This window comes from Streptomyces sp. Da 82-17 (assembly GCF_046098215.1).
GTDB lineage: Bacteria > Actinomycetota > Actinomycetes > Streptomycetales > Streptomycetaceae > Streptomyces.
This window is the reverse complement of sequence record NZ_JBJURH010000002.1, coordinates 31,714-53,884: the sequence shown is the minus strand read 5'-3', so window position 1 is coordinate 53,884 and position 22,171 is coordinate 31,714. Positions and strand designations below refer to the sequence as shown.

Sequence of the window (22,171 nt, the reverse complement as noted above, 5' to 3'; positions counted from 1 at the left end):
CGGACGCAGCACCGAGCCGGGACAGAACGGGGGAGCCGTGACCACTGCGGCGCCGGAGACGACCACCCGAACGGCCGGACCCCGCCCCGACGCCCCGCCGCCCCGGCGGCCCCGCCGACCCCTCCCGGCACTCGCCACCGCGGCCGCCGCCCTTCTCACCGCCCTCGCCCTGCTCGCCGCCGCCCACCACCTGCGCCCCGCCCCGTACGGCGACCGCCTCACCGTCCACCCCGGCCCGGCGGGCGGCGAACCCGCGCTGCGGAAGAAGGGCCGAGCCGTCGTCGCGTACGACAGGACCACCGGCCGGCCCCGCTGGACGCACACCCGCGACGGCCGAACGCCCCTCGCCGTGCTGCCCGCGCCCGGCCACGCCTTCACGCTCTGGGACGACGGACTGGTCACCGACACGGAACGCCGCGCCGGAACCGCCGTGCGCTGGCACCGCGCCCTCCCCGCGGTCGCCGACTGGCTGCGCACACCGGGCGCGCGCGCCGGGGCGGGAGTCCTCCGGGTGCTGGACGCCCCGGCGACGGGACCCGGACACGGGCACGGCCTCGAACCCGAACCCGGCTCCGCACGCGCACCCGGCATGCTCGCCGTGATCACCCCGCAGCGCATCACCGCGTACCGCACCGCCGACGGCGACCTGCGCTGGGTGCTGCCCGCCCGCTCCGGCTGCGCCTTCCGACCGCACCGGGCCCTCCGCCACGGCGCCGCCCTGCTCGTCGCCCAGCCCTGCACCGACCCGGAAAGACCCTGGTCCGAGCAGGTCGTGGCAGTCGACGGGCTCGGCCGCGTCGTCCCCGACCGCAAGCCGCTCGGCAACGCGCTGCCCGGCGGCGCGGGGCGCGTGCCGGGCACCGGGAGGGCCACGGAAAAGGCGCCGGAAAAAGTGGTTGCACACCCCCGTTAGAATTGCCGTATGGCCATTCTCCTTGCGCATTAGACGGCGTAGACCGCGCGCCCGAGCCCCGTCCGCCGTCCCTTCCTTCCCCGCCTGGAGTCTGTCCGTGATCACCGCCACCGGCATCGAGCTGCGCGCCGGCGCCCGAGTCCTGATCGAGAACGCTTCCTTCCGCATCGCCAAGGGCGACCGCATCGGCCTGGTCGGCCGCAACGGCGCCGGCAAGACCACGCTCACCAAGTGCCTGGCCGGCGAGGGCCAGCCCGCGGGCGGCACCATCAGCCGCTCCGGCGAGGTCGGCTACCTCCCGCAGGACCCGCGCACCGGCGACCTCGACGTGCTGGCCCGCGACCGCGTCCTCTCCGCCCGCGGCCTCGACACCCTCATCCGCAAGATGCGGGAGAACGAGGAGCGCATCGCGAACGGCAAGGGCAACACCCGCGAGAAGGCCCTCAAGCAGTACGAGCGCCAGGAGACCGAGTTCCTCACCAAGGGCGGGTACGCCGCCGAGGCCGAGGCCGCCACCATCGCCGCCGCGCTCGGCCTGCCCGACCGCGTGCTCGGCCAGCCGCTGCACACCCTCTCCGGCGGTCAGCGCCGCCGCGTCGAGCTCGCCCGCATCCTCTTCTCGGACGCCGACACCCTGCTGCTCGACGAGCCGACCAACCACCTCGACGCCGACTCCATCGCCTGGCTGCGGGACTACCTCAAGACGTACCGCGGCGGCTTCATCGTCATCTCCCACGACGTCGACCTGGTCGAGACGGTCGTCAACAAGGTCTTCTACCTGGACGCCAACCGCTCCCAGATCGACGTCTACAACATGGGCTGGAAGCTCTACCAGCAGCAGCGCGAGGCCGACGAGAAGCGCCGCAAGCGCGAGCGGCAGAACGCCGAGAAGAAGGCCGCCGCCCTCAACTCGCAGGCCGACAAGATGCGCGCCAAGGCCACCAAGACCGTCGCCGCGCAGAACATGGCCCGCCGCGCCGAGCGGCTGCTCTCCGGCCTCGAAGAGGTGCGCCAGGCCGACAAGGTCGCCAAGCTCCGCTTCCCCGAGCCCGCGCCCTGCGGCAAGACCCCGCTGACCGCCGAGGGCCTGTCGAAGTCGTACGGATCCCTGGAGATCTTCACCGACGTCGACCTGGCCATCGACAAGGGCTCCCGCGTCGTCATCCTCGGCCTCAACGGCGCCGGCAAGACCACGCTCCTGCGGCTCCTCGGCGGCGTCGAGAAGCCCGACACCGGCCAGGTCATCGAGGGTCACGGCCTCAAGCTCGGCTACTACGCGCAGGAGCACGAGACGCTCGACCCGGACCGCACCGTCCTGGAGAACATGCGCTCGGCCGCCCCCGACCTGGACCTCGTCGACGTCCGCAAGACGCTCGGCTCGTTCCTCTTCTCCGGGGACGACGTGGACAAGCCGGCCGGTGTCCTCTCCGGCGGCGAGAAGACCCGCCTCGCGCTCGCCACGCTCGTGGTCTCCTCCGCGAACGTGCTGCTCCTCGACGAGCCCACCAACAACCTCGACCCCGCCAGCCGCGAGGAGATCCTCGGCGCGCTGCGCACGTACAAGGGCGCGGTCGTCCTGGTCACGCACGACGAGGGCGCAGTCGAGGCACTCCAGCCGGAGCGCATCATCCTGCTCCCGGACGGCGTCGAGGACCTGTGGGGCGCGGACTACGCGGACCTGGTCGCGCTCGCCTGACCCGGGCCCGGGCGCCTGGGCCCGGACCCGGGCGCCGGACCGACCGGACCCGGGCGCAGGTCGGGCCGGGCAGACGTGATCGTCCCGGCCTGATCAACTCCGTATGGATCATTCGCCGGACGCGTGATCCTTCATCTGTGTGAGACCGCCTCGTACCGAGGTGTGTCGTACACGGATTTCGCCGCCTCCCGTGCCGCCCGCCGTCGCACGCCGCTGACCTGGCGCTTCACCGGTGCACCCGTTCGGCGGTACGGTCGCGCGCCCGGCGGAGGGCTTGATTCCGCCGGTGGCGTCCACCGCGTACGCCATGAACCTCGTCACACGGACCTTGCCGAATGGGTGGCCAGGACGCCCGGGAGGGGTGATCATGAGAAGTCCAGAGCGCACTTCCCATGAGGAGGCACGGGTGGCCGAGACTCTGAAGAAGGGCAGCCGGGTGACCGGCGCCGCGCGCGACAAGCTCGCGGCAGACCTGAAGAAGAAGTACGACGGCGGTGCGAGCATCCGGGCACTCGCCGAAGAGACGGGCCGTTCCTATGGCTTCGTGCACCGGATGCTCAGCGAATCCGGCGTGACGCTGCGGGGACGCGGCGGCGCGACGCGCGGCAAGAAGGCCGCCGCGGGCTGAGAAGCCGCCGCCCGGCCGGGAAGCCGCCGAGCCGAGTATCGGGCGGTCCACCGACTTCGATGGTGGCCACCCGGTCGATCCAGTGATCGGCCGGGTGGTTACTGTGCAGTCACTTAATGCCGACTGCTGCCCATCGGAGGCACCCATGGCTTCGCCCGAACCCCAGCACGCGCACGCGACCGAGGTCTTCGTCAAGGACGGTGTCCGACTCGCCGTCGACGGCGACACCGCCACGGTCACCCTCGTCAACCCGGCCAAGCGCAACGCCCAGAGCCCCGCGCTGTGGCGGGCGTTGACGGAGGCCGGCCGTGCGCTGCCCGGCAACGTGCGGGTGGTGGTGCTCTCCGGCGAGGGCAAGTCGTTCTCCGCCGGGCTCGACCGGCAGGCGTTCACGCCCGAGGGCTTCGACGGCGAGCCGTCGTTCCTCGACATGGCGCGCGGCGACGACGCTCAACTCGACGCGACCATCGCCGAGTACCAGGACGCGTTCACCTGGTGGCGGCGCAGCGACCTCATCACCGTCGCCGCCGTGCAGGGGCATGCGATCGGCGCGGGCTTCCAGCTCGCCCTCGCCTGCGACCTGCGGATCGTCGCGGACGACGTGCAGTTCGCGATGCGGGAGACCAGCCTCGGCCTCGTGCCCGACCTCACGGGCACGCACCCGCTGGTGTCCCTCGTCGGGTACGCGCGTGCGCTGGAGATCTGCGCCACCGGACGCTTCGTGCACGCCGACGAGGCCGAGCGCATCGGCCTCGCCAACCTCGTCGTGCCCGGCGCCGAACTCGCCGCAGCGGCACAGGACTTGGCGGCGGCCCTGCTGGCCGCTCCGCGGGACGCGGTCATCGAGACCAAGGCGTTGCTGCAGGGTGCGCTGCACCGCTCGTACGAGGACCAGCGCGTCGCCGAGCGGGCTGCGCAGGGGCGGCGGCTGCGGGATCTGGCTGGGCTGGGGGAGTAGGGGGCTGCCCCCTGGGGTGTTCGTTCGGCGTTCCCGCCGTCGTGGTTGCTCGCGCAGCTCCCCGCGCCCCTATCGGGGCACAGCCCACGACGGCGGGGCAGCCGAAGTCGAAAGGCGCGCCTAGTCGGCGCCCGTCACGACCACCGCGACCGTCGGCCGTTCCTCCGGCGGAGCCGCTGCTCGGGCCGCCGTCCGGGCTGCCTGGGTCGTGTCCAGGGTGCGGTGGTCGGGCGACACCGTGAGTTCCAGCCTGACGTGGGGTGCGGGGAGGCGGGCCTCCCGGAGCGCTCGTACGGCCGTCACCCCCGGCACCGCTCGTACCGCCGCCGTGATCGGGTCCTCCGTGGGCGGGAGTTCAGCAGGCGGGGCGGGCTCCGGGGCAGGCCGGGAAGGCGGGGCGTCGAGGAGTTCCGTGATGCGGACGTCGACCTCCGCCACCACCAGGCCGATCCGCCCCGCAGCCGCCGTCGACAGCGCCGCCCGCACCCGCGCCGCCGTCGACGGCAGCGGCTCGTCGGCCGTCACCGCCAGCTCGACCTCGATCCGCAGCGGCCCCGGCGGCAGCGCGCTCGGCGGGGCCGGGACCACCGGATCGGCCGCCTCGTCCGGCGCGGCGAGCGCGAGCCGCAGCCCGTCCACCCGTACGCCCGCGATGCCCGCCGCGGCCGGGCGGAGGAGCTGGGCGGCCGCGCGTTCCGCGATCCACGCGCCGTCCGCCGGGCCGCCGAGCGGCAGCAGCCGCCCGAGCCGTAGCTGCTCGCGCACCGCGCGCGCCTGCGCGGCGGCCAGGTGTGCCTTGTCGTCCGTCGACCGGTCAGCCGTCATTGCACCAGCCTGCCGCATCCCCTGGCGCGGAGTCGGCCAACCGCACTTAATGTGGGCAAAAGGAGCGCAACACCCCCTTCGATTGGGACCGAGCGATGACCGACACCGAAGAGCGAGGCAGGCCGGGGGCCGTACGGGCGACGGAGAGCGGAGCCCAGTCCAGACGAGGCGGAGGTGACCCGGGCAGCCGCGGACGGACCACCATCGCCGACGGCGTCGTCGAGAAGATCGCCGGGCTCGCCGCCCGCGAAGTGCCCGGCGTGCACGCCATGGGCACCGGAATCTCCCGTACCTTCGGCGCCGTCCGGGACAAGGTGCCCGGCGGCGCCAAGGCCGTCACCCGCGGCGTGAAGGCCGAGGTCGGCGAGGTGCAGACGGCGCTTGACCTGGACATCGTCGTCGAGTACGGCGTGGCCATCGCCGATGTGGCCCGCGGCGTACGGGAGAACGTGATCGCCGCCGTCGAGCGGATGACGGGCCTCGAGGTCGTGGAGGTCAACATCGCCGTCGGCGACGTGAAGCTGCCCGACGAGGAAGAGGACGAGCAGGAGACCCGGATCCAATGAACACCCGGACTCCGATGAGCGCCGAGACCGACGGCCCGGTGCGGGCTACGAGGAGTGTGCGATGAGCTTGGCGTTGGTCGGCCTGCTGGCCGGCATGGGACTCGGCTTCGCCGCGTACTTCGGCGGCTTCGGCGCCTTTCTGCTGGTGGCCGCCCTCGGGGCCGTCGGCTTCCTCGTGGGCCGGTTCGCCGACGGTGACCTGGAGCCCGGCGACCTGTTCCGCGGCCGGGGCGAGGCGCGCGGCGAGCGGCGGCGCTGATGACGGTCGCGGCGATCGAGCCGGGCGAGCGCGGGGCGACCCGGATCGCCGACCGGGTCGTCGCGAAGATCGCCGCCCGCGCCGCCCGCGAGGCGCTGCGCGGCGGCGTACCGGAGGACGGCGCCGCGCCCAGCGCGACCGTCACCGTGCACCGCGGCGGCGGACGGAGCAGCGCCCGCATCCGGATCAGCCTCGAACTCGACCACCCCTGCGACATCGGCGGCCAGTGCGGCGCCGTGCGTCGTCAAGTCACCAGGCGGGTAGAGGAGTTGGCGGGAATGCACGTGCCCGAGGTGAGCGTCCAGGTGGAGCGGTTGCACTCGGCGCGCGCCCGGGCCGCGGCGCAGGGGAGGACACGGTGAGCGAGCCCGACGACGAACCGGCCGACGGCACCCGGCGGCTGCCCACCCTGGAGAAGCAGGGCCCCGGCGGGCTCGACCAGTCCGCCTCCGCCGCCGCGTACACCCCGGTCCTCACCCCGCCCGAGGGCGGCGAGCACCGGCGGAGGTGGTCTGCGCGCAGGCTGCCCGCCGTCCTGGTCGGCCTGCTCGGGCTCGGCGCGGCCGGGCTGCTGCTGTACGACGTGGCCGCGGTGCGCGCCGACCGGCCCGCCATGCGCTGGCGGCGTGTGCTCGGCGAGCAGCTCGCGGAGCGGCCCCTCGACGACGTGTGGGTGCTGGCCGGGGCGGGCGTGGCGGCGTTGCTCGGCCTGTGGCTGCTGGTGCTCGCCCTCACGCCCGGCCACCGTTCGACGCTCGCGATGAACAGCGGCCACGAGGACGTCCGCGCCTGGCTCGACGCGGAGGCCGCCGCGCTCGTGCTGCGCGACCGCGCCATGGAGGTGCCCGGCGTCCGCTCGGTGCGGGTCCGGGTGCGGCGCGCGAAGGTCGACGTACGGGCGGTCGCGCACTTCCGTGAACTCGACGACGTACGGGCCGACTTGGACACCGCGCTCGGCGACGGCATCGCCGCGCTCGGACTGTCCCGCGCGCCGAGCCTGAAGGTGCGCGTCGAGCGGCCGGGAAAGCGGGGCTGAACCATGCTGCGGACCGTCAACCGCGTCCTGCTCGCCCTGACGGGCCTGGTCCTGCTGCTGCTCGGCGGCACGGTCCTGGCCACGGGGCTGGGGGCGCCGATGCCGTCCTGGTGGGTGTACGACGGGCGGGACGACGTGCTGCTCAGCGACGCGGACCGGACCAGGTGGCGGGACGAGGCGTGGTTCTGGCCGGTCGTGATCGCGGTGCTCGCCGTGCTCGTGCTGCTCGCGCTGTGGTGGCTGGTCGCGCAGACGCGGCGCGGGCGGCTCGCGGAGGTGCTCGTCGACAGCGGGGACGGGGAGGGCGCGCTGCTGCGCGGTCGCGCCCTCGAGGACGTCCTCGCCCGGGAGACGGAGGTGCTCGACGGGGTGGAGCAGGTCCGCGTACGCCTCACCGGCCGCCGCACGACCCCGCAGGCCCGGGTGCGGATGCTGCTCACGCCGTACGCGGAGCCGGCGGCGGCGCTGCATCTGCTGACGGCGGACTCCCTGCACGGCGCCCGTACGTCGGCCGGCCTCGACCACCTCCCGGCGGAGGTCCGCATGCGGGCGGTCAAACACCGGGCGCGGCGGGTCAGTTGAGGCGTGCCCCGAAGGGGCGCGGGGCTGTGACATCAGCGGCTTCGCCGCGGGGCGCGACCAGCCCCGACGGCGCGGCAGACGAACGAGCGGGGTTCAGAACCCCCGCAGCGCACCCCCGTCCACCGGAACCATCACGCCCGTGACGTACGACGCCGCCGGGGAGAGGAGGAACGCGGCGGTGCGGCCGAACTCCTCGGGGGTGCCGTAGCGGCCGAGGGGGATCTTCGACTCGTTCGCGGCGCGGGCCGCCTCCGGGTCGGGGGCGAGGCCGTCGAGCTGCTTCATCCGGTCCGTGGCGATCCGCCCCGGCAGGACGCCGACGATGCGGATGCCGCGCGGGCCGACCTCGTCCGCGAGGGACTTGGCGAAGCCGGCGAGGCCGGGGCGCAGGCCGTTGGAGATGGTCAGGCCGGCGATCGGCTCGTACACCGAACCGGAGAGCACGAACCCGATCACGCCGCCCTCGGAGAGCTCCGCCGCGGCCGTGCGGGCGAGGCGGACCGCGCCGAGGAACACCGACTCGAAGGCCGACTGCCACTGCTCGTCGGTGTTGCTCGCGGCGCTGCCGGGGGCGGGGCCGCCGACGCTGACGAGCACGCCGTCGAAGCGCCCGAACCGCTCGCGGGCGGTGGCGATCAGGCGGGCGGCGGCGGCCGGGTCGGCGTTGTCCGCGGCGACGCCCACCGCGTTCTCGCCGAGCGCCGCCGCGGCCTCGGCGACCGACTTCTCCTCCCGGCCGGTGACGACGACCTTCGCGCCGTCGGCGACCAGGGCCTGCGCGGTGGCGTGGCCGAGGCCGCGGGTGGCGCCGGTGACTACGTAGACACGGTCCTTCAGTCCAAGATCCATGGCCCTATCCTGCCGGGTGCCCGGGGGCGGGGGCGAGGCCGGTCCACGAAGCGGTCACACGGGGGCGTCGGACGGGAGCCGTCGCGGGAAACGGTCACGCGGCGGGAGCGGTCACGCGGGCGCGGGCACGTCCTCGGCCGCCGCGTCCCGCTCCGCGCTCTCCCGGTCCCGGCGTTCGCGGCGGACCATGACCCACCAGCCGACGGGGACGCCCGCGGCGAACAGCCACCACTGGACCGCGTACGCCATGTGCGGCCCGATCGAGTCGTGGTCGGGGGAGCCGATCAGCTCGGGGGAGCCGTTCTTCGGCTCGGGCGTGGCCAGTTCGACGTACCCGCCGAGGACCTGCGCGCCCAGCGCCTTCGCCTGCTCCTTGCTGTCGATCAGCATGGTCTGGCGTGGCGGCAGGCCCTTCAGGTCCTTGATGCCGCTGCCGCTCGTCGTCTCGTCGGCCATCAGCCGGCCGACGACGGTGACCTCACCGGCGGGCGGCGCGGGCACCTTCGGGAACGTCTTCTCGTCGGCGGCCGCGGGCACCCAGCCCCGGTTGACGAGCAGCACCTTGCCGTCGCGCAGTTCGAGCGGCGTCAGTACGTGGAAGCCGACCTTGTCGTCGGCGTTGGTGCGGCGGCGGACGACGACCTCGTGCTCGGTGTCGAAGGTGCCGGTGGCGCTGACCTGCCGCCAGTAGTCCTTGCGCGGGACGGTGTGGCCCGGGGACGTGAGGTCCTCGACGGGCGTGGGGTCGGCCGCCAGGTTGCCGGCGATCAGCGCGTTCTGCGCGACGCGGTGCTCGTGCCGGTGCAGCTGCCAGAAGCCCAGCTCGACCATCACGGGGATGAGGACGAGGGCGAGGAGGGTGGTCAGAACCCACTGCCGGGACAACAGGAAGCGGTACACGACGTCGACGGTACCCCGCACGTGACGGCCCCCGACGGGTGGGGTCCCGTCGGGGGCCGGAGCACCTGCTCGCTGTTCACACCTTGTCGACGATGCCCACCTTCCCCTCGGCGCGGGAGCAGTGCGCCCCGCAGTACCAGTGCCCCTCGACCTCGACGCCCTGGCCGATGATCCGGCACCGGCAGTGCTCGCAGATCGGCGCCATGCGGTGGATGGCGCAGGAGAAGCAGTCGAAGACGTGCACCGCGCCCTGCGCGTGCACCTCGAAGGACATGCCGTAGTCGTTTCCGCAGACCTCGCAACGTGCCATGCGCCACAGGGTGGGACGCGGGTCCGCGCGGGCGCGTCAGGCGTGCGGGGCGGGGCGCCGACAATCACTCGGTCGCGGCCCCGCCGCTCACCCGTCTGACGGTCCGTGGGCTCGGGCCGCGGCGGTTCAGGCGGGCTCGACGTCCCGCAGCAGCTGCCCGAAGGCGGCCTCGTCGAGCACCGGCGTCCCGTACGACTTGGCCTTGACGACCTTCGACGTGCCCGCGTCCGGGTCGTTGGTGACGAGGAGGCTGGTGAGGCGGGACACGCTCGTCGCGACGTGCAGCCCGGCCTCGACGGCGCGGTCCTCCAGGAGTTCGCGCTCGACCGACGTGTCGCCGGAGAACGCCACCCGCATGCCCTGCTTGAGTGGTTTGCCCTCTTCGTACCGCCCCGGGTTCGGGTACGGGCACGCCGGGCGCTTGCGGTTGGGGCGCCAGCCGCCCGGTCGGTACGAACTCTGGCGGCCGATGTGCGGCGTGGCGGGGGAGTCCTGCCACTCGGTCAGGGGGCGGCACTCCAGGAGCGGGAGCCGCACTCCGTCCCCCGCGGCCGCGTGCAGGCTCGGCCGGAACGCCTCGGCGAGCACCCGCGCGTCGTCCAGGGCGTGGTGGGCGCGCTGCTGCACGACGCCGAAGTGCGCGGCGAGCGACTCCAGCTTGTGGTTGGGCAGCGGCAGGCGCAGCTCCTTGGCGAGCGCGATCGTGCACAGGCGCTGGCGGACCGGGGCGGTGAGGCGCGCCCGCGCGTACTCCCGGGCGATCATCGACCAGTCGAAGACGGCGTTGTGCGCGACGAGGACGCGGCCTTCGAGGCGGGCGGAGAACTCCTCGGCGATCTGAGGGAAGAGCGGGGCGCCTTCGAGGACGTCACTCGTCAGGCCGTGGATCCAGACGGGGCCCGGGTCGCGCTCCGGGTTGACCAGCGTGTACCAGTGGTCCTCGACGTCGCCGTGGGCGTCGAGCTGGTAGACGGCAGCCGACACTATCCGGTCGTCCCTGGCGAGGCCGGTGGTCTCCACGTCGACGACCGCGTACCCCGACGGGTACGCGGCCGGCCATGGCGCTGCTGTCGTGCGGTCTTCGAGCATGGTCCCTGAGGATACGGCCCGGCACTGACAGCGCGGACACGCGGTCCGCCGCCCGCGAGCGCCTCCGTCAACTCCCGCCGGACGTAAGGGAGTCCACGTCGGGGCCGGTCTCCGGAGCGCCCGGCGCGCTTGCGAGGAGGCCGTCGACCAGCGCCCGGACCGAGGCCGCGAACAGCCTCTCCGGCTGCGGGCCGCGGGCCAGGGCGCGGGCGAGCGCCGGGTCGTGCTCGGCCGCCGGCACGTCCCACAGCTCCTGCTCGCCGGGCCGCTGCACGGGCGCGCGGGCGCGGTTCCGCTCGACCAGGACGAAGCCGACGGTGTGGAAGAGGACCGCGCGCACCGCCTCCGCGGCCGGGGCACCGCGCAGGCCCGCCGCGTGCACCTCGTGCACCAGGGCGCGGGCGGCGGGCTGGAACATCCGCTCGGTGAGGCCGCGTTCGTGCACCATCGCGATCAGGTGCGGGTGGTCGAGCAGCCGCCGGCGCAGCGCGCGGGCCACGGAGACCAGGCGCGCGGACGGGGTGCGGCCGCGCGGGGTGAGCGCGCCGAGCTCCGCGACGGTCCGCTCGACGAGGGCGTCGAGGAGGGACTCGCGATTGCCGACGTGCCAGTAGATGGACGTGACCGCCGTGCCGAGCTCGGCGGCCAGCTTGCGCATCGTGAGGGCGCCGGGCCCCTGCTGCCTGACCAGCGCGGCGGCCGCCGCGAGCACCTGCTCGCGGGTCAGCGACGGCCGCACGGGACCTGATCTGCCTGACACCTGACCCCCAACTCCGTTGCCCGCACGCCTCTTTACCCTTCATCGCGCACGGTGTAACTGTGTTACAGACCCCCGGGAGAGTACGTCGAGGCAGGCACCCGCACGACTGCGAAGGGCGGTACGGCAATGGCACGGATCCGGTACGGCGCGCGCTCCGAGGCGGAGATCCGGGCGGCGCGCGAGGCGAGCGCGAGACTCCCCGACATCTGGTCCACGGGAGTCGTCGCCCTGTGGGAGACCGACCCGGACGCGGTCGCCGCGGTCCTCCCGCCGCCGCTGAAACCCACCGGCCGGCCCCTGGTGCGGGCCACCGTCAGCAAGGTCGACCTGCCGGGCTATCCGCTCGGCGCGGGCTCGGTCGCGGTCGCCGCGGAGCACGGCGGCGTCTCCGGCTGGTACCCGCTGGTGATGCCGATGACCCACGAACGGGCCCTGACCGGCGGCCGTGAGGTGTTCGGCGAGCCGAAGAAGCTGGGCGAGGTGACGGTCGAGCGCGACGGACTCGTCGTACGGGCGGCGCTCGCGCGGCACGGGATCGCGTTCGTGGAGGTGCGCGGCGCGGTCGGCGAGGAGCTGCCGCCGCCGGAGCCGGCCCGGCGGACCGACTTCTACTTCAAGTTCCTTCCCGCGGTGGACGGTTCGGGCCTGGAGGACGACGCGGCGCTCGTGCACTGCGTACGCGAGGAGAGGGTGCGGCGGCTGCACCGGGTCACCGGGGACGTGGTGCTGCGGGAGTCGATGTACGACCCGGTGGCGGACCTCCCGGTGCTGTCCCTGGTCGAGCTGACCCTCGGCGAGAAGACCACCGACCAGCGCGGCCGGGTCGCCGAACGGGTCCCCGCCGAGGCCCTGTTGCCGTACATCCACCAGCGGTACGACGACCCGCGGCAGATCAGCGACGGGCCGCCGGAGGGGAGCGTCTGATGGAGCTGCAGCCCGGACAGGTCGCCGTCGTCACCGGCGCCGCGAGCGGTATCGGCCTGGCGCTGGCCCGCAGGTTCGCCGCCGACGGCCTGAAGGTGGTCCTCGCCGACGTGGAGACGGCGGCCCTGGACAAGGCCGCCGCCGAACTGCGCGCCACCGGCGCCGACGTGCACGCGCGCGTGGTGGACGTTTCCGAACGTGACTCGGTAACGGAACTCGCGGACGCGGCGTACGACACCTACGGCGCCGTGCACGTGCTGTGCAACAACGCCGGGGTCGGGTCGGGCGCCGAGGGCCGGATGTGGGAGCACGAGCCGAACGACTGGAAGTGGGCGTTCGCCGTCAACGTGTGGGGCGTGTTCCACGGCGTCCAGGCCTTTCTGCCGCGGATGCTGGCCGGCGGCGAACCGGGCCATGTCGTCAACACCTCGTCGGGGGACGGCGGGATCGCCCCGCTGCCGACCGCGTCCGTGTACGCCGTCACCAAGGCCGCCGTCGTCACGCTCACCGAGTCGCTGTACGCGCACCTGAAGGCCGAGCACGCGCGCGTGGGGGCGTCCGTGCTCTTCCCCGGACCGCACATGCTGCGCACCGGCCTGTGGGAGTCCCACCGCAACCGGCCCGAGCGGTACGCGAAGCAGCGCCCGCGCCGCACCCCGTACCGCAGCCTCGACCAGTGGGAGGCGGCGATGCGGGCGGCCGGGCAGGAGGTGCGGTTCACGCCCGTGGAGGAGGTCGCGGACTTCGTCGCGGACGGCATCAGAGAGGGCCGGTTCTGGCTGCTCCCTCGGAGCGAGCACAGCGACCGGCAGATCCGGGCCCGCTCGCAGTCCATGCTCGACCGGGCGGAGCCCGCGTACCTCGAACGCTTCATCCTGGACTGAAGGGGAGTGCCGATGAACGCCCAGGACCCGTATCTGATCGTCTCCTCCGACTGCCACGCCGGGCTGCCCACCGAGGAGTACCGGCCGTATCTCGACTCCCGCTTCCACCGCGACTTCGACGACTTCCTGGCCGGGCGGGAGCGCCGCCGGGAGGAGATGACGCGGCTCGGCGTGCGCAACGAGGCCTTCGCCGACCGGTGGTTCGCCGACAACGAGCAGGGCCTGAAGGGCGGTTGGGACCCGGAGCAGCGCATCAAGGAGCTCGACGGCGACGGCGTGGCCGCCGAGGTCGTCTTCCCCGACGCGGACGCCGTCGACAGCCGGACCGCGGCACCGTTCGGCGTCGGCCTCGGCCTCTCCGGCGACCAGGACCCCGAGCTCGGCATGGCCGGGGCGCAGGCGCACAACCGGTGGCTCGCCGAGTTCGTGTCCACGCACCCCGAACGGCACTGCGGCGTCGCCCTGTTGCCGGTCACCGGCGAGGTGGACCGGGTCGTGGCCGAGGTGCACCGGGCCAAGGAGTCCGGGCTCGGCGCGCTGATGATCCCGTCGATGTGGGTCGACAAGGCGCCCTACCACGACCGGCGTTACGACCCGGTGTGGGCGGCCGCCGCCGAGACCGGCATGCCGCTGGTCACGCACTCCGGCGCCGCGCCCCGGCACGAGTACGGCGACCACCTCGGCATCTACGTCAGCGAGGTCACCTGGTGGCCCGCGCGGCCGCTGTGGTTCCTGCTCTGGTCCGGCGTCTTCGAACGGCACCCGGGCCTCAAGTTCGGGGTGGCGGAGTCGGGTTGCTGGTGGCTGCCGAACCTGCTGTGGTTCATGGACCGGCTCTACCTCGGCGCGCACGGCGGCAAGAAGCTCTCCCCGTTCGCCGAGCTGAAACGGCCGCCGCACGAGTACCTGGACCGGCAGGTGTTCGTCTGCGCCACCAACACCAAGCGCCGCGAGCTCGCGCAGCGGTACGAGATCGGCGTCGACAACATCCTCTGGGGCTCCGACTTCCCGCACCCCGAGGGCACCTGGCCCGACACGCGCGCGTGGCTGCGGAAGACGTTCCACGACATCCCGGTCGCCGAGACCCGCCGCATGCTGGGCCTGGCCGCCGCCGAGGTCTTCGGCTTCGACACCGGGAAACTCGCCCCCATAGCGGCCCGCATCGGCCCGACCCCCGCCGACCTCGGCCAGGACCCGGACCAGGGCGCCGTCGAGGCCTCCTGGGCGCGCTCCCGCGAGGTCGGCCGGCACTGGCTCACCGACCACGACTTCCCGGCCCTGGGGGTGAACTGATGCGGCCCGACGACCGCTACACCGTCATCTCCGCCGACTGCCACGCGGGCGCCGATCTCCTCGACTACAAGCCGTACTTGGACTCCGCCCACCACGACGCCTTCGACGCCTGGGCGGCCACGTACGTCAATCCGTACGCGGACCTGCTCGCCGACACCGCCGACCGGAACTGGAACTCCGAGCGGCGGATCGCCGAGCTGGAGGCGGACGGGATCGTCGCGGAGGTCGTGTTCCCCAACACCATCCCGCCGTTCTTCCCGTCCGCGTCCCTGATGGCCCCGGCGCCCGGCCGCGCCGAGTTCGAGCAGCGCTGGGCGGGGCTGCGCGCCCACAACCGGTGGCTGGCCGACTTCTGCGCGGCCGCGCCGGGCCGCCGGGCGGGCGTCTTCCAGATCCTCCTGAACGACGTGGACCAGGCGGTGCGCGAGATCCGCCGCTGCCACGCCGCGGGCCTGACCGGCGGCCTGCTGCTCCCCGGCACGCCGCCCGGCTCGGGCCTGCCGGAGCTGCACTCGGCGACGTACGACCCGATCTGGGCGGTCTGCGCGGAGCTGGGCGTGCCGGTCAACCACCATGCGGGCTCGGCCTCGCCGCCGCTCGGCGACGAACCGGCCGCGCGGGCCGTGTTCATGGTGGAGACGACGTGGTTCTCCCACCGCGCGCTGTGGCACCTGATCTTCGGCGGCGCGTTCCGCCGCCACCCCGGCCTGCGGCTCGTCCTCACCGAGCAGGGCTCCGGCTGGATCCCCGGCGTGCTCGACATGCTGGACTACTACCACGGGCGGCTCGCCGCGGCCTCCGCGCGGGCGGGCACGGCCGAGGCCAAGTTCGGTGCCGGGCTTGCGAGTTCGATGGGCGCCGGGCCGTCGCAGGTGTGGGCGGAGAACTGCTACGTCGGGGCCAGCTTCATGCGCCCGCACGAGGTGCCGCTGCGCGCGCGGATCGGCCTCGACAAGATCATGTGGGGCAGCGACTACCCGCACGACGAGGGCACGTACCCGTACACCCGCGAGGGCCTCAGGGCCGCCTACGCCGGGCTGCCGCCCGCAGAGGTCGCGGCGATGGTCGGCGGCAACGCGGCCCGCGTCTATGGCTTCGACCTCGACCGCCTGGACGCGCTCGCCGCGAAGGTCGGCCCGACGGTCGCGGAGCTGGCCGAGCCGCTCGACAGCCCGCCCCCGGACGCCACTTCACCGGTCTTCGCCCGCGGGGGGTCGGTACGGGTGTGGTGACGGGCCGAGCACGGCCGCGGCGCAGGGGATGTGTGGAAGGGCGACAGCGAACAACGCCTTACCGGAAGTAATACTTGTCGGTAACCGCCTCTAGTCGGGGCGCCCCGACCGCCCTTACGGTGCACGCATGTCCCCGAACCTGCCCGATGTCGTGCTCTGGTCCATACCGGCGTTCGTGCTGCTCACGGTCGTCGAGATCGTCAGCTACCGCCTGCATCCCGACGAGGAGGCCGCCGGCTACGAGACCAAGGACGCGGCCACCAGCATCGGCATGGGGCTCGGCAGCCTCGTCTTCGACTTCCTGTGGAAGATCCCCATCGTCGCCGTCTACACCGCGGTGTACGAACTCACGCCGCTGAAGGTGCCCGTGCTGTGGTGGACGGTGCTCCTGATGCTGCTCGCGCAGGACTTCTTCTACTACTGGTCGCACCGGGGCCACCACGTCATCCGCATCCTGTGGGCCTGCCACGTGGTGCACCACTCCAGCCGCAAGTTCAACCTGTCGACCGCGCTGCGCCAGCCCTGGACGACGCTCACCGTGTGGCCGTTCTACCTGCCGATGATCGCGCTCGGCGTGCACCCGGCGGCGCTCGCCTTCTGCTCGTCCGTGAACCTCGTCTACCAGTTCTGGATCCACACCGAGCGCATCGGAAAGCTGCCCCGCCCCATCGAGTTCGTCTTCAACACGCCCTCCCACCACCGCGTCCACCACGCCTCCCAGGGCAGCTACCTGGACCGCAACTTCGGCGGCATCCTCATCGTCTGGGACCGCCTCTTCGGCTCGTTCGTGCCCGAGACCGACCGCCCCGTCTTCGGCCTCACCAAGAACATCGACACGTACAACCCGCTCAAGGTCGCCACCCACGAGTACGTCTCCATCGCCAAGGACCTGAAGGCGGCGGCGAGTTGGCGCGAGCGGGCCGGGCGGGTGTTCCGCGGGCCCGGCTGGGCGCCCGCGCCGCAGGGCGAGGCGCAGCGGCAGAAGCCGGTGGCGGAGGGCGCCGCGTGACCCGCGAACGGCTGCTGCTCGCCGCCTTCGGGCTCGCCCTCGCCGGGGACCTCGGCTCGCTGCTCGCCGGCTTTACCCCGGGCCACGTGGTGTGCAAGCCGCTGCTGATGCCGCTGCTCGCCGCGTACGCGGTGTGCGTCTGGCGCGCCGCTTCCGGGCCGGACGCGGGCCGGGTGCCGCCGCTGCTCGTCGCCGCGCTGCTCTTCGGCCTCGGCGGCGACGCGCTGCTGCTCCTGGACGCCGAGCCCGCCTTCCTCGGCGGCATGGCCTCCTTCGCCGCCGGCCACGTCTGCTACCTGCTGCTGTTCCAGCGGTACGGGACCGCACGGCCGTACGCCTTGGTGCTCGGCCTCGGCTACGGGGCGGCGCTGGCCGGCACGGTCGCGCTGCTGTGGGCCGACCTGCCGGCGGAGCTGCGGATTCCGGTCGCCGGGTACAGCCTGCTGCTCACCGCGATGGCGTTCCGGGCCGGCCGGCTGGGGCTCGCGGCGGGCCTCGGCGGGGCGCTGTTCCTGCTGTCCGACACCCTGATCGCCACCGGGATCGCCGAGTGGCCGCAATTGCCCCGGCCGGACTTCTGGATCATGCTCACGTACGCGGCGGCCCAGTTCCTGCTGACCCGGGGCGTGCTCGCCGCCCGGCCCGCGCCGGAGGCCGAGCGGGAGCCGGAGGCCCGTACGGCCGCCTGACGCACGGGAGTTCAGGGGGGTGGACGGTTCGGCTCAGCCCCAGAGAGGGCGCTCCCACCACACCGGTGCGGGCACGGCCGTCAGCAGCGCCGAGACCGCCACGACCACCGCGAGCACCAGGACCTCGGCCCGCGCGGGCGCGATCGCCGCGTACGGGTCGGGGGAGCGGCGCAGCCGGACGCGGGCGGCCACGGCCAGCGCGGCGACGGCGACGACCAGCAGCAGCTTGGCGATCAGGACCCGGCCGTAGGCGGTCGTGAACACCGACTCCAGGGGCAGCTTGCGGAGCGTCGAGCAGATCCCGGTCGCCGTGACCCCGGCGAACAGAACCGCCGCCACGCGCGCGTACAGCCCGAGCAGCGCGGCCCCCGCCGTGGGCCGCGCACGCCAGGCCCGCATCGTGCGCAGCACCTGCAGCAGCCCGCCCGCCCAGAGCGCGGCGCAGGTCAGGTGGACCAGGGTGAGGGCGCTGCCGAGCAGCGGGTCGTCCTCCCGGCCGAGATCCGGGTGCGCGCGCAGCGCCTCCGCGACGATCGCCGCGGCGAGCGGCACGGTCGCGGTGCCGGGACGCCGCGACTGGGCGCAGAACCCGGCCGCGACGAAGGCGTTGACCTCGAGCAGCGCGAGCCGCCCGTCCGTCGTGTCGTACAGGCTCCCGGGGTGCAGTTCGGCGAGCGACGTGGGTACGAGGTTGCCGTTCGCCACGATCAGCGCGAGGCCGACGGCGGACGCGGCGCCGACGAAGGCCGCGACCAGCGCCCAGCTGCGCGCCGTGCGCTCCGGCGCGTCCGGAACGCGCCGCGCCAGCCACGCGGCCGCCGACTCCCCGACGAGCACGCACAGCGCGCCGAACATCGTGATCCGCAGCAACGTGACGACGCCGACGCCGGGCGGTCGCGCCTCGCCGGTGCCGTCGAGGGCGAGCGGGGGGCCGAGCAGGGGGACGAGGGCGGCGGCGCCGACGAGCACGAGTACGGCGAGGGCGCGCCGTGCCCGCGCCCGGTCGGCCCGGGCCTGCGCGTCCGGGCCGGGGCTGTCCTGCGCGGCTACGGCTGATCTGGACATGCTCACGGGGTGATCGTCACCGGTGCCGGGGGGTTGGGCAAGCGCGCGGGTCCGGTGGGGGTCCTGTGCCCCCTGAGCCCCCTGTGCCCCTCTGTCCCCCTTCGGGTGCTGCGGGGTTGGGGCGAGGCGTGCAGGTTCCCCACCCCGCCCCTTCCCGAAAGCCTTCGGCGCTGTTCGTTCGGCTGCGGCTTTCGTCGTGGCTGGTCGCGCAGTTCCCCGCGCCCCTGTCGGGGCACGTGGTTCTACCCCCATCCCGCTGTGGGCAGGCGTTCCGCAGGGCGGAACGGGTGGGCACAGCCCCACCACGGCGGGGAAGTCGCACGACGGCCCCGAGGAGCCCCTCCGGCGTTTGAGGAGCAGGGGTCCGGGGGCGGAGCCACCGTGGACGGTGGCCCTCTCAGATCTCCCAGCGCGCCTCCGAAGAGCCCCAAACGCCCGGCGGGCGGGTCCAGTTGGTGGGGGCGCCTTCGTACGTGATCGGGGGAAGCGCGTGGCGGAGGAGGCCGAGAGGGCCGGGCGTTTCCGTCAGGTGGGCCTCGGGGGTGTACGGGAGGAGCGTCCCGCTCGGCGCCGGGGCGGGTGGGAGGTGCAGGAGCCAGTGGGCCGTGCGGGCCAGGGAGAGGCGGACGAGGCGGGCCTCGGGCGTCGGCTCGGCGAGGGCGCGGAGCACGGCCGCCGCCAGCAGATAGCCCGTACCGTGGTCGAGAGCCTGCGCGGGAAGCGCCCCCGGCGGATCCGACGGAGCGAGGCGTTCCGCGTCCGCGACGCCCGTCGCCACCTGGACCAGGCTGTCGAACCCGCGCCGCCCCGCCCACGGCCCGCCCGCGCCCCACGCCGACAGCTGCGCCACGACCAGGCCGGGACGGCGTTCCGCCAGCGCCTGCGGTGCGAGGCCGAGCCGGTCGAGGGCGCCGGGACGGTACCCGGTGACCACCACGTCCGCCTCGGCCAGCAGCTCGTCGAACGTCGTACGGTCCGTCGGCCGCGCCAGGTCGAGCAGCGTCGAACGCTTGCCGAAGCCCGTGTCGGCGTGCTGGTCCGGCAGTTCGGGCAGACCGGGCGCGTCGACCCGCAGCACGTCCGCGCCGAGCAGGCCGAGCGTGCGGGTCGCGACCGGGCCCGCGATGACCCGGGTCAGATCGAGCACCCGAAAACCGCCACCACGCGCGCGTGCCGCCGTCCCGCCGCCGAAACCCGCACCACGCGCGCGTGCCGCCCCCGCCCGCCCCCCGAGGGCCTCCCGGTGCACCAACGGCTCGGCCGCCACCGCGGCGCCCTGCGCATGAGCGGCCCACTGGTCGCGCGTACGCAGCGCCACGGCCAGGCCGCCCGCCGCGTACACGCGCTCCTCCACCTCGTCCGCCCGCAGTCCCGCGAGCGCCCGCTCGACCTGCTCGACCGCATCGGCGTGCAGCCCGAGCGCGTCCAGCAACGCGGCCTTGTGGTGCGGGTAGTTGGCGTGCGTACGCACCCAGCCGTCCGCCGTGCGCCAGAACCGGGACAGCGGCGCGAACGTGTCCGGGGCGCGGCCGGCCACCCGCAGGTGCCGCTCGCTGACGAACGCCGTCGCCACCGCCCCGTCGTCCACCCGCACGCGCGGCACCGCCCCGCCCCCGGCCGCGTACTCGGCCGCCGCGAGGGAGCACACCGCGACGCACGCCCGCGCCGCGTCGAGCACCGGAAGCCGGGACGGCAACACCCCGGCACGCCGTACGTACGAGACCGACGACAGCAGGGACGGCCGCCCGCCGAGCGCGGACCAGGCCTCGGCGACAGCGGCGGGATGCGGACCGTGAGCGGAGGACTCGCAGGACATGGCCCCATCACAGCACACAACGCACGGAAACGGGCCGCCCGTTGACCGGACGGCCCGTACCCCGCGTGCGTGCGGAAGCCGCTACTTGCGGACCGCGTCCAGCGCGTCCACGATGCCGAAGCCGTAGAAGCCGTTCACCTTCTCGCCGCCCTCGCACTGGGCGTCGACGTCGCCGTCACCGTCCGGGTCGTACGGCTCGGTCGGGCAACCCGGGTTGTCCGCCTGCACCTTGAGGAGGCGCTGCAGCTCGACCGGGCCCGCGTCCGGGTGGGTGGACTTCAGGAGCGCGGCCACACCGGCGGCGTGCGGCGACGCCATCGACGTGCCCTGCAGCCAGCCGTACTTGCCCTCCGGCATGGTCGACAGGATGCGGCCGTTCTTCTCCGGGGTGTCCGGGATCTGGTACTTGTCACCGCCCGGCGCGGCAACGTCGACCACGCCCTCGCCGTACGTGGAGTAGTACGACTTGAGGTCCTTCACGCCCGTCGCGGAGACCGTCACGACGCCCGGCAGCTGCGTCGGGACGTCGAAGCACTCGCTCGGGTCGATGGTCCGCTCCACCGGCGTCGAGTCGTCCGGCGACGAGTCGTCCACGATGGCGTCCGAGGCCAGGTCGTGGTTGGAGTTGCCGGCCGAGGCGAGGTGCAGCGTGCCCTTGCGCTGGGCGTACAGCTGGGCCCGGTTGACCGCGTCGACGATGGCCTTCTGGTCCGGGTCGTCCATGCAGTTGTACAGCCACGGGTCCACGTAGTAGCTGTTGTTGGTGATCTCGATGCCCTTGTCGGCCGCGAACACGAAGGCGCAGACGACGCTCTCCGGGTAGAACAGGCCGTTGTCCGGGTCGCTCACCTTGATGCCCGCGACCTTCACGCCGGGCGCGACACCGGCGACGCCGATGCCGTTGCGCGCGGCCGCGATCTCACCGGCCACGTGAGTGCCGTGGTAGTCCTCGGCGGTGTACGGACGCCAGGCGCCCTCCGACGTGTCCGCCTTGCCGCCGACGCAGTTCGCGGACTGCGAGGCCGAGAAGTTGGGGGCGAGGTCCGGGTGGGTGTCGTCCACGCCGGTGTCGATGACGCCGACCGTCACCTTGTCGCTGCCCGGGTTGATCTCGGCCGCCTTGTCGGCGCCGATCGCCCGCAGGTCCCACTGGTCCGCTTCCATCGGCTCGGCGTCCGAGGCCGCCGCCTTGGTGCTGGTCGCGGGCGCCTCCACGTACTGCGGAGCGCCTTCCTCCGTCGTGCCGGCGGCCGACAGCGGAGCCGTACGCGTCGCGCCCGCGGACTGCACGCCGCGGGCCTTGCGTATCTGCTTGCCGAAGTCCGGGTTCGCCGAGTGCACGACGATGACGCCTATGCGGTCGTACGTGACGACGACGGTGCCGTCGGCCGCGGCTATCGCCTTCTTCACCGAGGCGATCGTGTCCTTGTCGGCCTTGGTGTTCACCACATAGGCCAACTTCGGGGCGTCCGCGGCCACTTGGGTCTGCTCGCCCTGGGACGCCGTCGCCGAGGCGGAGCCCGGGAGCAGCCCGAGCGTCGCCGTCGAGAGTGCGACGGCCAGACCGACCGGCGCGAGGAGGCGACGGCGTCTGGAGCGCAGATGAGTCATGGGGTCTCCACTTCATCCGTAAACAAAAAGCCCGAACACCAGCCGTGCCCGGGCGTCACTTGGCGCGAAGCCAAGGCCTGAACCTAGCGCCGCGAGTCCGTGACCGGCAACGACTTGCCGCAGAAAGATGGGGAGTTGGAGAGCAACAGGCGCGCCGCCGTGCGGTTGCGGTTGGGTGACGCAAGCATCTACCCCCTGTTGGATCACGTGTCGATGGGCCTAGCATCGCCATCCGGCCCGAGTGATCCTGCTCACTTGTTCCACCCCGACAGTGATC

General features: G+C 73.7%; 24 protein-coding genes. 15 read left to right on the top strand and 9 right to left on the bottom strand.

The window, feature by feature from the left end:
• Positions 1-37 precede the first annotated feature (37 nt).
• The 4 genes from ACIDOF_RS03220 (at position 38) to ACIDOF_RS03205 (ending at position 4,195) form a co-directional block, all read left to right on the top strand.
• Positions 38-913: a hypothetical protein gene (locus tag ACIDOF_RS03220; RefSeq protein ID WP_409004085.1), complete on the top strand. Its 876-nt coding sequence runs from the start codon at positions 38-40 to the stop codon at positions 911-913.
• A 97-nt stretch (positions 914-1,010) separates the two neighbouring features.
• Positions 1,011-2,609 (top strand): ribosomal protection-like ABC-F family protein, encoded by a 1,599-nt coding sequence (gene abc-f / locus ACIDOF_RS03215; protein ID WP_409004084.1) that lies wholly within the window; start codon positions 1,011-1,013, stop codon positions 2,607-2,609.
• 406 nt (positions 2,610-3,015) lie between these two features.
• A complete protein-coding gene (locus tag ACIDOF_RS03210; protein WP_055550175.1) occupies positions 3,016-3,237 on the top strand; it encodes a helix-turn-helix domain-containing protein in 222 nt (73 codons plus the stop codon).
• Positions 3,238-3,382: 145 nt separating this feature from the next.
• A complete protein-coding gene (locus tag ACIDOF_RS03205) occupies positions 3,383-4,195 on the top strand; it encodes an enoyl-CoA hydratase/isomerase family protein (RefSeq protein WP_409004083.1) in 813 nt (270 codons plus the stop codon).
• Between the two features lie 120 nt (positions 4,196-4,315).
• Here ACIDOF_RS03205 and ACIDOF_RS03200 read toward each other — a convergent pair whose 3' ends face one another.
• Positions 4,316-5,020, bottom strand: a complete 705-nt coding sequence (locus tag ACIDOF_RS03200; protein ID WP_409004082.1) for a nucleopolyhedrovirus P10 family protein — start codon at positions 5,018-5,020, stop codon at positions 4,316-4,318.
• Between the two features lie 95 nt (positions 5,021-5,115).
• Between ACIDOF_RS03200 and ACIDOF_RS03195 the strand changes: the two genes are divergently transcribed.
• From ACIDOF_RS03195 to amaP, 5 genes are all read left to right on the top strand, one after another.
• Entirely contained in the window at positions 5,116-5,586 is a 471-nt protein-coding gene (locus tag ACIDOF_RS03195; RefSeq protein WP_409004081.1) for an Asp23/Gls24 family envelope stress response protein, read from the top strand.
• A 61-nt stretch (positions 5,587-5,647) separates the two neighbouring features.
• Positions 5,648-5,845, top strand: a complete 198-nt coding sequence (locus ACIDOF_RS03190) for a hypothetical protein (protein ID WP_409004080.1) — start codon at positions 5,648-5,650, stop codon at positions 5,843-5,845.
• Positions 5,845-6,207: a hypothetical protein gene (locus tag ACIDOF_RS03185; protein ID WP_409004079.1), complete on the top strand. Its 363-nt coding sequence runs from the start codon at positions 5,845-5,847 to the stop codon at positions 6,205-6,207. Before ACIDOF_RS03190 ends, ACIDOF_RS03185 begins: the two co-directional genes overlap by 1 nt.
• Positions 6,204-6,881, top strand: coding sequence for a DUF6286 domain-containing protein (locus ACIDOF_RS03180; protein ID WP_409004078.1), 678 nt, complete (start codon positions 6,204-6,206; stop codon positions 6,879-6,881). The genes ACIDOF_RS03185 and ACIDOF_RS03180 overlap by 4 nt, the downstream gene beginning before the upstream one ends.
• 3 nt (positions 6,882-6,884) lie before the next feature.
• A complete protein-coding gene (gene amaP / locus ACIDOF_RS03175; protein ID WP_409004077.1) occupies positions 6,885-7,463 on the top strand; it encodes an alkaline shock response membrane anchor protein AmaP in 579 nt (192 codons plus the stop codon).
• A gap of 93 nt (positions 7,464-7,556) precedes the next feature.
• On the opposite strand, the gene ACIDOF_RS03170 is transcribed toward amaP, so the two are convergent.
• From ACIDOF_RS03170 to ACIDOF_RS03150, 5 genes are all read right to left on the bottom strand, one after another.
• Positions 7,557-8,312, bottom strand: coding sequence for an SDR family oxidoreductase (locus ACIDOF_RS03170; protein WP_409004076.1), 756 nt, complete (start codon positions 8,310-8,312; stop codon positions 7,557-7,559).
• Between the two features lie 111 nt (positions 8,313-8,423).
• The gene (locus ACIDOF_RS03165; protein WP_409004075.1) at positions 8,424-9,212 is read right to left on the bottom strand and encodes an SURF1 family protein; all 789 of its coding nucleotides are present in this window, start codon (positions 9,210-9,212) and stop codon (positions 8,424-8,426) included.
• Between the two features lie 76 nt (positions 9,213-9,288).
• Entirely contained in the window at positions 9,289-9,522 is a 234-nt protein-coding gene (locus ACIDOF_RS03160) for a hypothetical protein (protein ID WP_189821454.1), read from the bottom strand.
• 126 nt (positions 9,523-9,648) lie between these two features.
• A complete protein-coding gene (locus ACIDOF_RS03155) occupies positions 9,649-10,611 on the bottom strand; it encodes a DEDDh family exonuclease (RefSeq protein ID WP_409004074.1) in 963 nt (320 codons plus the stop codon).
• Between the two features lie 67 nt (positions 10,612-10,678).
• Positions 10,679-11,371: a TetR/AcrR family transcriptional regulator gene (locus ACIDOF_RS03150; protein ID WP_409004073.1), complete on the bottom strand. Its 693-nt coding sequence runs from the start codon at positions 11,369-11,371 to the stop codon at positions 10,679-10,681.
• A gap of 126 nt (positions 11,372-11,497) precedes the next feature.
• Between ACIDOF_RS03150 and ACIDOF_RS03145 the strand changes: the two genes are divergently transcribed.
• From ACIDOF_RS03145 to ACIDOF_RS03120, 6 genes are all read left to right on the top strand, one after another.
• On the top strand, positions 11,498-12,295 hold the full coding sequence (locus ACIDOF_RS03145; RefSeq protein WP_409004072.1) for an acetoacetate decarboxylase family protein: 798 nt from the start codon (positions 11,498-11,500) through the stop codon (positions 12,293-12,295).
• Positions 12,295-13,179 carry an SDR family NAD(P)-dependent oxidoreductase gene (locus ACIDOF_RS03140; protein ID WP_409004071.1) on the top strand — a complete coding sequence of 295 codons (885 nt, stop codon included), beginning with the start codon at positions 12,295-12,297 and terminating at the stop codon, positions 13,177-13,179. The genes ACIDOF_RS03145 and ACIDOF_RS03140 overlap by 1 nt, the downstream gene beginning before the upstream one ends.
• Before the next feature lie 12 nt (positions 13,180-13,191).
• Entirely contained in the window at positions 13,192-14,472 is a 1,281-nt protein-coding gene (locus ACIDOF_RS03135) for an amidohydrolase family protein (RefSeq protein ID WP_409004070.1), read from the top strand.
• The gene (locus ACIDOF_RS03130; RefSeq protein WP_409004069.1) at positions 14,472-15,704 is read left to right on the top strand and encodes an amidohydrolase family protein; all 1,233 of its coding nucleotides are present in this window, start codon (positions 14,472-14,474) and stop codon (positions 15,702-15,704) included. The genes ACIDOF_RS03135 and ACIDOF_RS03130 overlap by 1 nt, the downstream gene beginning before the upstream one ends.
• A gap of 127 nt (positions 15,705-15,831) precedes the next feature.
• Positions 15,832-16,713 (top strand): sterol desaturase family protein, encoded by an 882-nt coding sequence (locus ACIDOF_RS03125; protein WP_409004068.1) that lies wholly within the window; start codon positions 15,832-15,834, stop codon positions 16,711-16,713.
• Complete coding sequence (locus ACIDOF_RS03120; protein WP_409004067.1) at positions 16,710-17,402, top strand: lysoplasmalogenase family protein; 693 nt, start codon at positions 16,710-16,712, stop codon at positions 17,400-17,402. The genes ACIDOF_RS03125 and ACIDOF_RS03120 overlap by 4 nt, the downstream gene beginning before the upstream one ends.
• Positions 17,403-17,435: 33 nt before the next feature.
• Here the strand turns inward: ACIDOF_RS03120 and ACIDOF_RS03115 are convergent, their stop codons facing one another.
• From ACIDOF_RS03115 to ACIDOF_RS03105, 3 genes are all read right to left on the bottom strand, one after another.
• Positions 17,436-18,467 carry a CopD family protein gene (locus ACIDOF_RS03115; protein WP_409004469.1) on the bottom strand — a complete coding sequence of 344 codons (1,032 nt, stop codon included), beginning with the start codon at positions 18,465-18,467 and terminating at the stop codon, positions 17,436-17,438.
• Positions 18,468-18,864: 397 nt separating this feature from the next.
• Positions 18,865-20,283 (bottom strand): CoA transferase, encoded by a 1,419-nt coding sequence (locus ACIDOF_RS03110; protein ID WP_409004066.1) that lies wholly within the window; start codon positions 20,281-20,283, stop codon positions 18,865-18,867.
• Positions 20,284-20,364: 81 nt separating this feature from the next.
• On the bottom strand, positions 20,365-21,894 hold the full coding sequence (locus tag ACIDOF_RS03105) for a S8 family peptidase (RefSeq protein WP_409004065.1): 1,530 nt from the start codon (positions 21,892-21,894) through the stop codon (positions 20,365-20,367).
• Positions 21,895-22,171 lie beyond the last annotated feature (277 nt).

Excerpts from the sequence above, each read along its gene's own strand:
- ACIDOF_RS03205 (WP_409004083.1), top strand. The coding sequence starts at position 3,383 with ATGGCTTCGCCCGAACCCCAGCACGCGCACGCGACCGAGGTCTTCGTC.
- ACIDOF_RS03200 (WP_409004082.1), bottom strand. The coding sequence starts at position 5,020 with ATGACGGCTGACCGGTCGACGGACGACAAGGCACACCTGGCCGCCGCG.
- ACIDOF_RS03195 (WP_409004081.1), top strand. The coding sequence starts at position 5,116 with ATGACCGACACCGAAGAGCGAGGCAGGCCGGGGGCCGTACGGGCGACG.
- ACIDOF_RS03190 (WP_409004080.1), top strand. The coding sequence starts at position 5,648 with ATGAGCTTGGCGTTGGTCGGCCTGCTGGCCGGCATGGGACTCGGCTTC.
- ACIDOF_RS03185 (WP_409004079.1), top strand. The coding sequence starts at position 5,845 with ATGACGGTCGCGGCGATCGAGCCGGGCGAGCGCGGGGCGACCCGGATC.
- amaP (WP_409004077.1), top strand. The coding sequence starts at position 6,885 with ATGCTGCGGACCGTCAACCGCGTCCTGCTCGCCCTGACGGGCCTGGTC.
- ACIDOF_RS03170 (WP_409004076.1), bottom strand. The coding sequence starts at position 8,312 with ATGGATCTTGGACTGAAGGACCGTGTCTACGTAGTCACCGGCGCCACC.
- ACIDOF_RS03160 (WP_189821454.1), bottom strand. The coding sequence starts at position 9,522 with ATGGCACGTTGCGAGGTCTGCGGAAACGACTACGGCATGTCCTTCGAG.
- ACIDOF_RS03155 (WP_409004074.1), bottom strand. The coding sequence starts at position 10,611 with ATGCTCGAAGACCGCACGACAGCAGCGCCATGGCCGGCCGCGTACCCG.
- ACIDOF_RS03145 (WP_409004072.1), top strand. The coding sequence starts at position 11,498 with ATGGCACGGATCCGGTACGGCGCGCGCTCCGAGGCGGAGATCCGGGCG.
- ACIDOF_RS03140 (WP_409004071.1), top strand. The coding sequence starts at position 12,295 with ATGGAGCTGCAGCCCGGACAGGTCGCCGTCGTCACCGGCGCCGCGAGC.
- ACIDOF_RS03135 (WP_409004070.1), top strand. The coding sequence starts at position 13,192 with ATGAACGCCCAGGACCCGTATCTGATCGTCTCCTCCGACTGCCACGCC.
- ACIDOF_RS03130 (WP_409004069.1), top strand. The coding sequence starts at position 14,472 with ATGCGGCCCGACGACCGCTACACCGTCATCTCCGCCGACTGCCACGCG.
- ACIDOF_RS03125 (WP_409004068.1), top strand. The coding sequence starts at position 15,832 with ATGTCCCCGAACCTGCCCGATGTCGTGCTCTGGTCCATACCGGCGTTC.
- ACIDOF_RS03115 (WP_409004469.1), bottom strand. The coding sequence starts at position 18,467 with ATGTCCAGATCAGCCGTAGCCGCGCAGGACAGCCCCGGCCCGGACGCG.
- ACIDOF_RS03110 (WP_409004066.1), bottom strand. The coding sequence starts at position 20,283 with ATGTCCTGCGAGTCCTCCGCTCACGGTCCGCATCCCGCCGCTGTCGCC.
- ACIDOF_RS03105 (WP_409004065.1), bottom strand. The coding sequence starts at position 21,894 with ATGACTCATCTGCGCTCCAGACGCCGTCGCCTCCTCGCGCCGGTCGGT.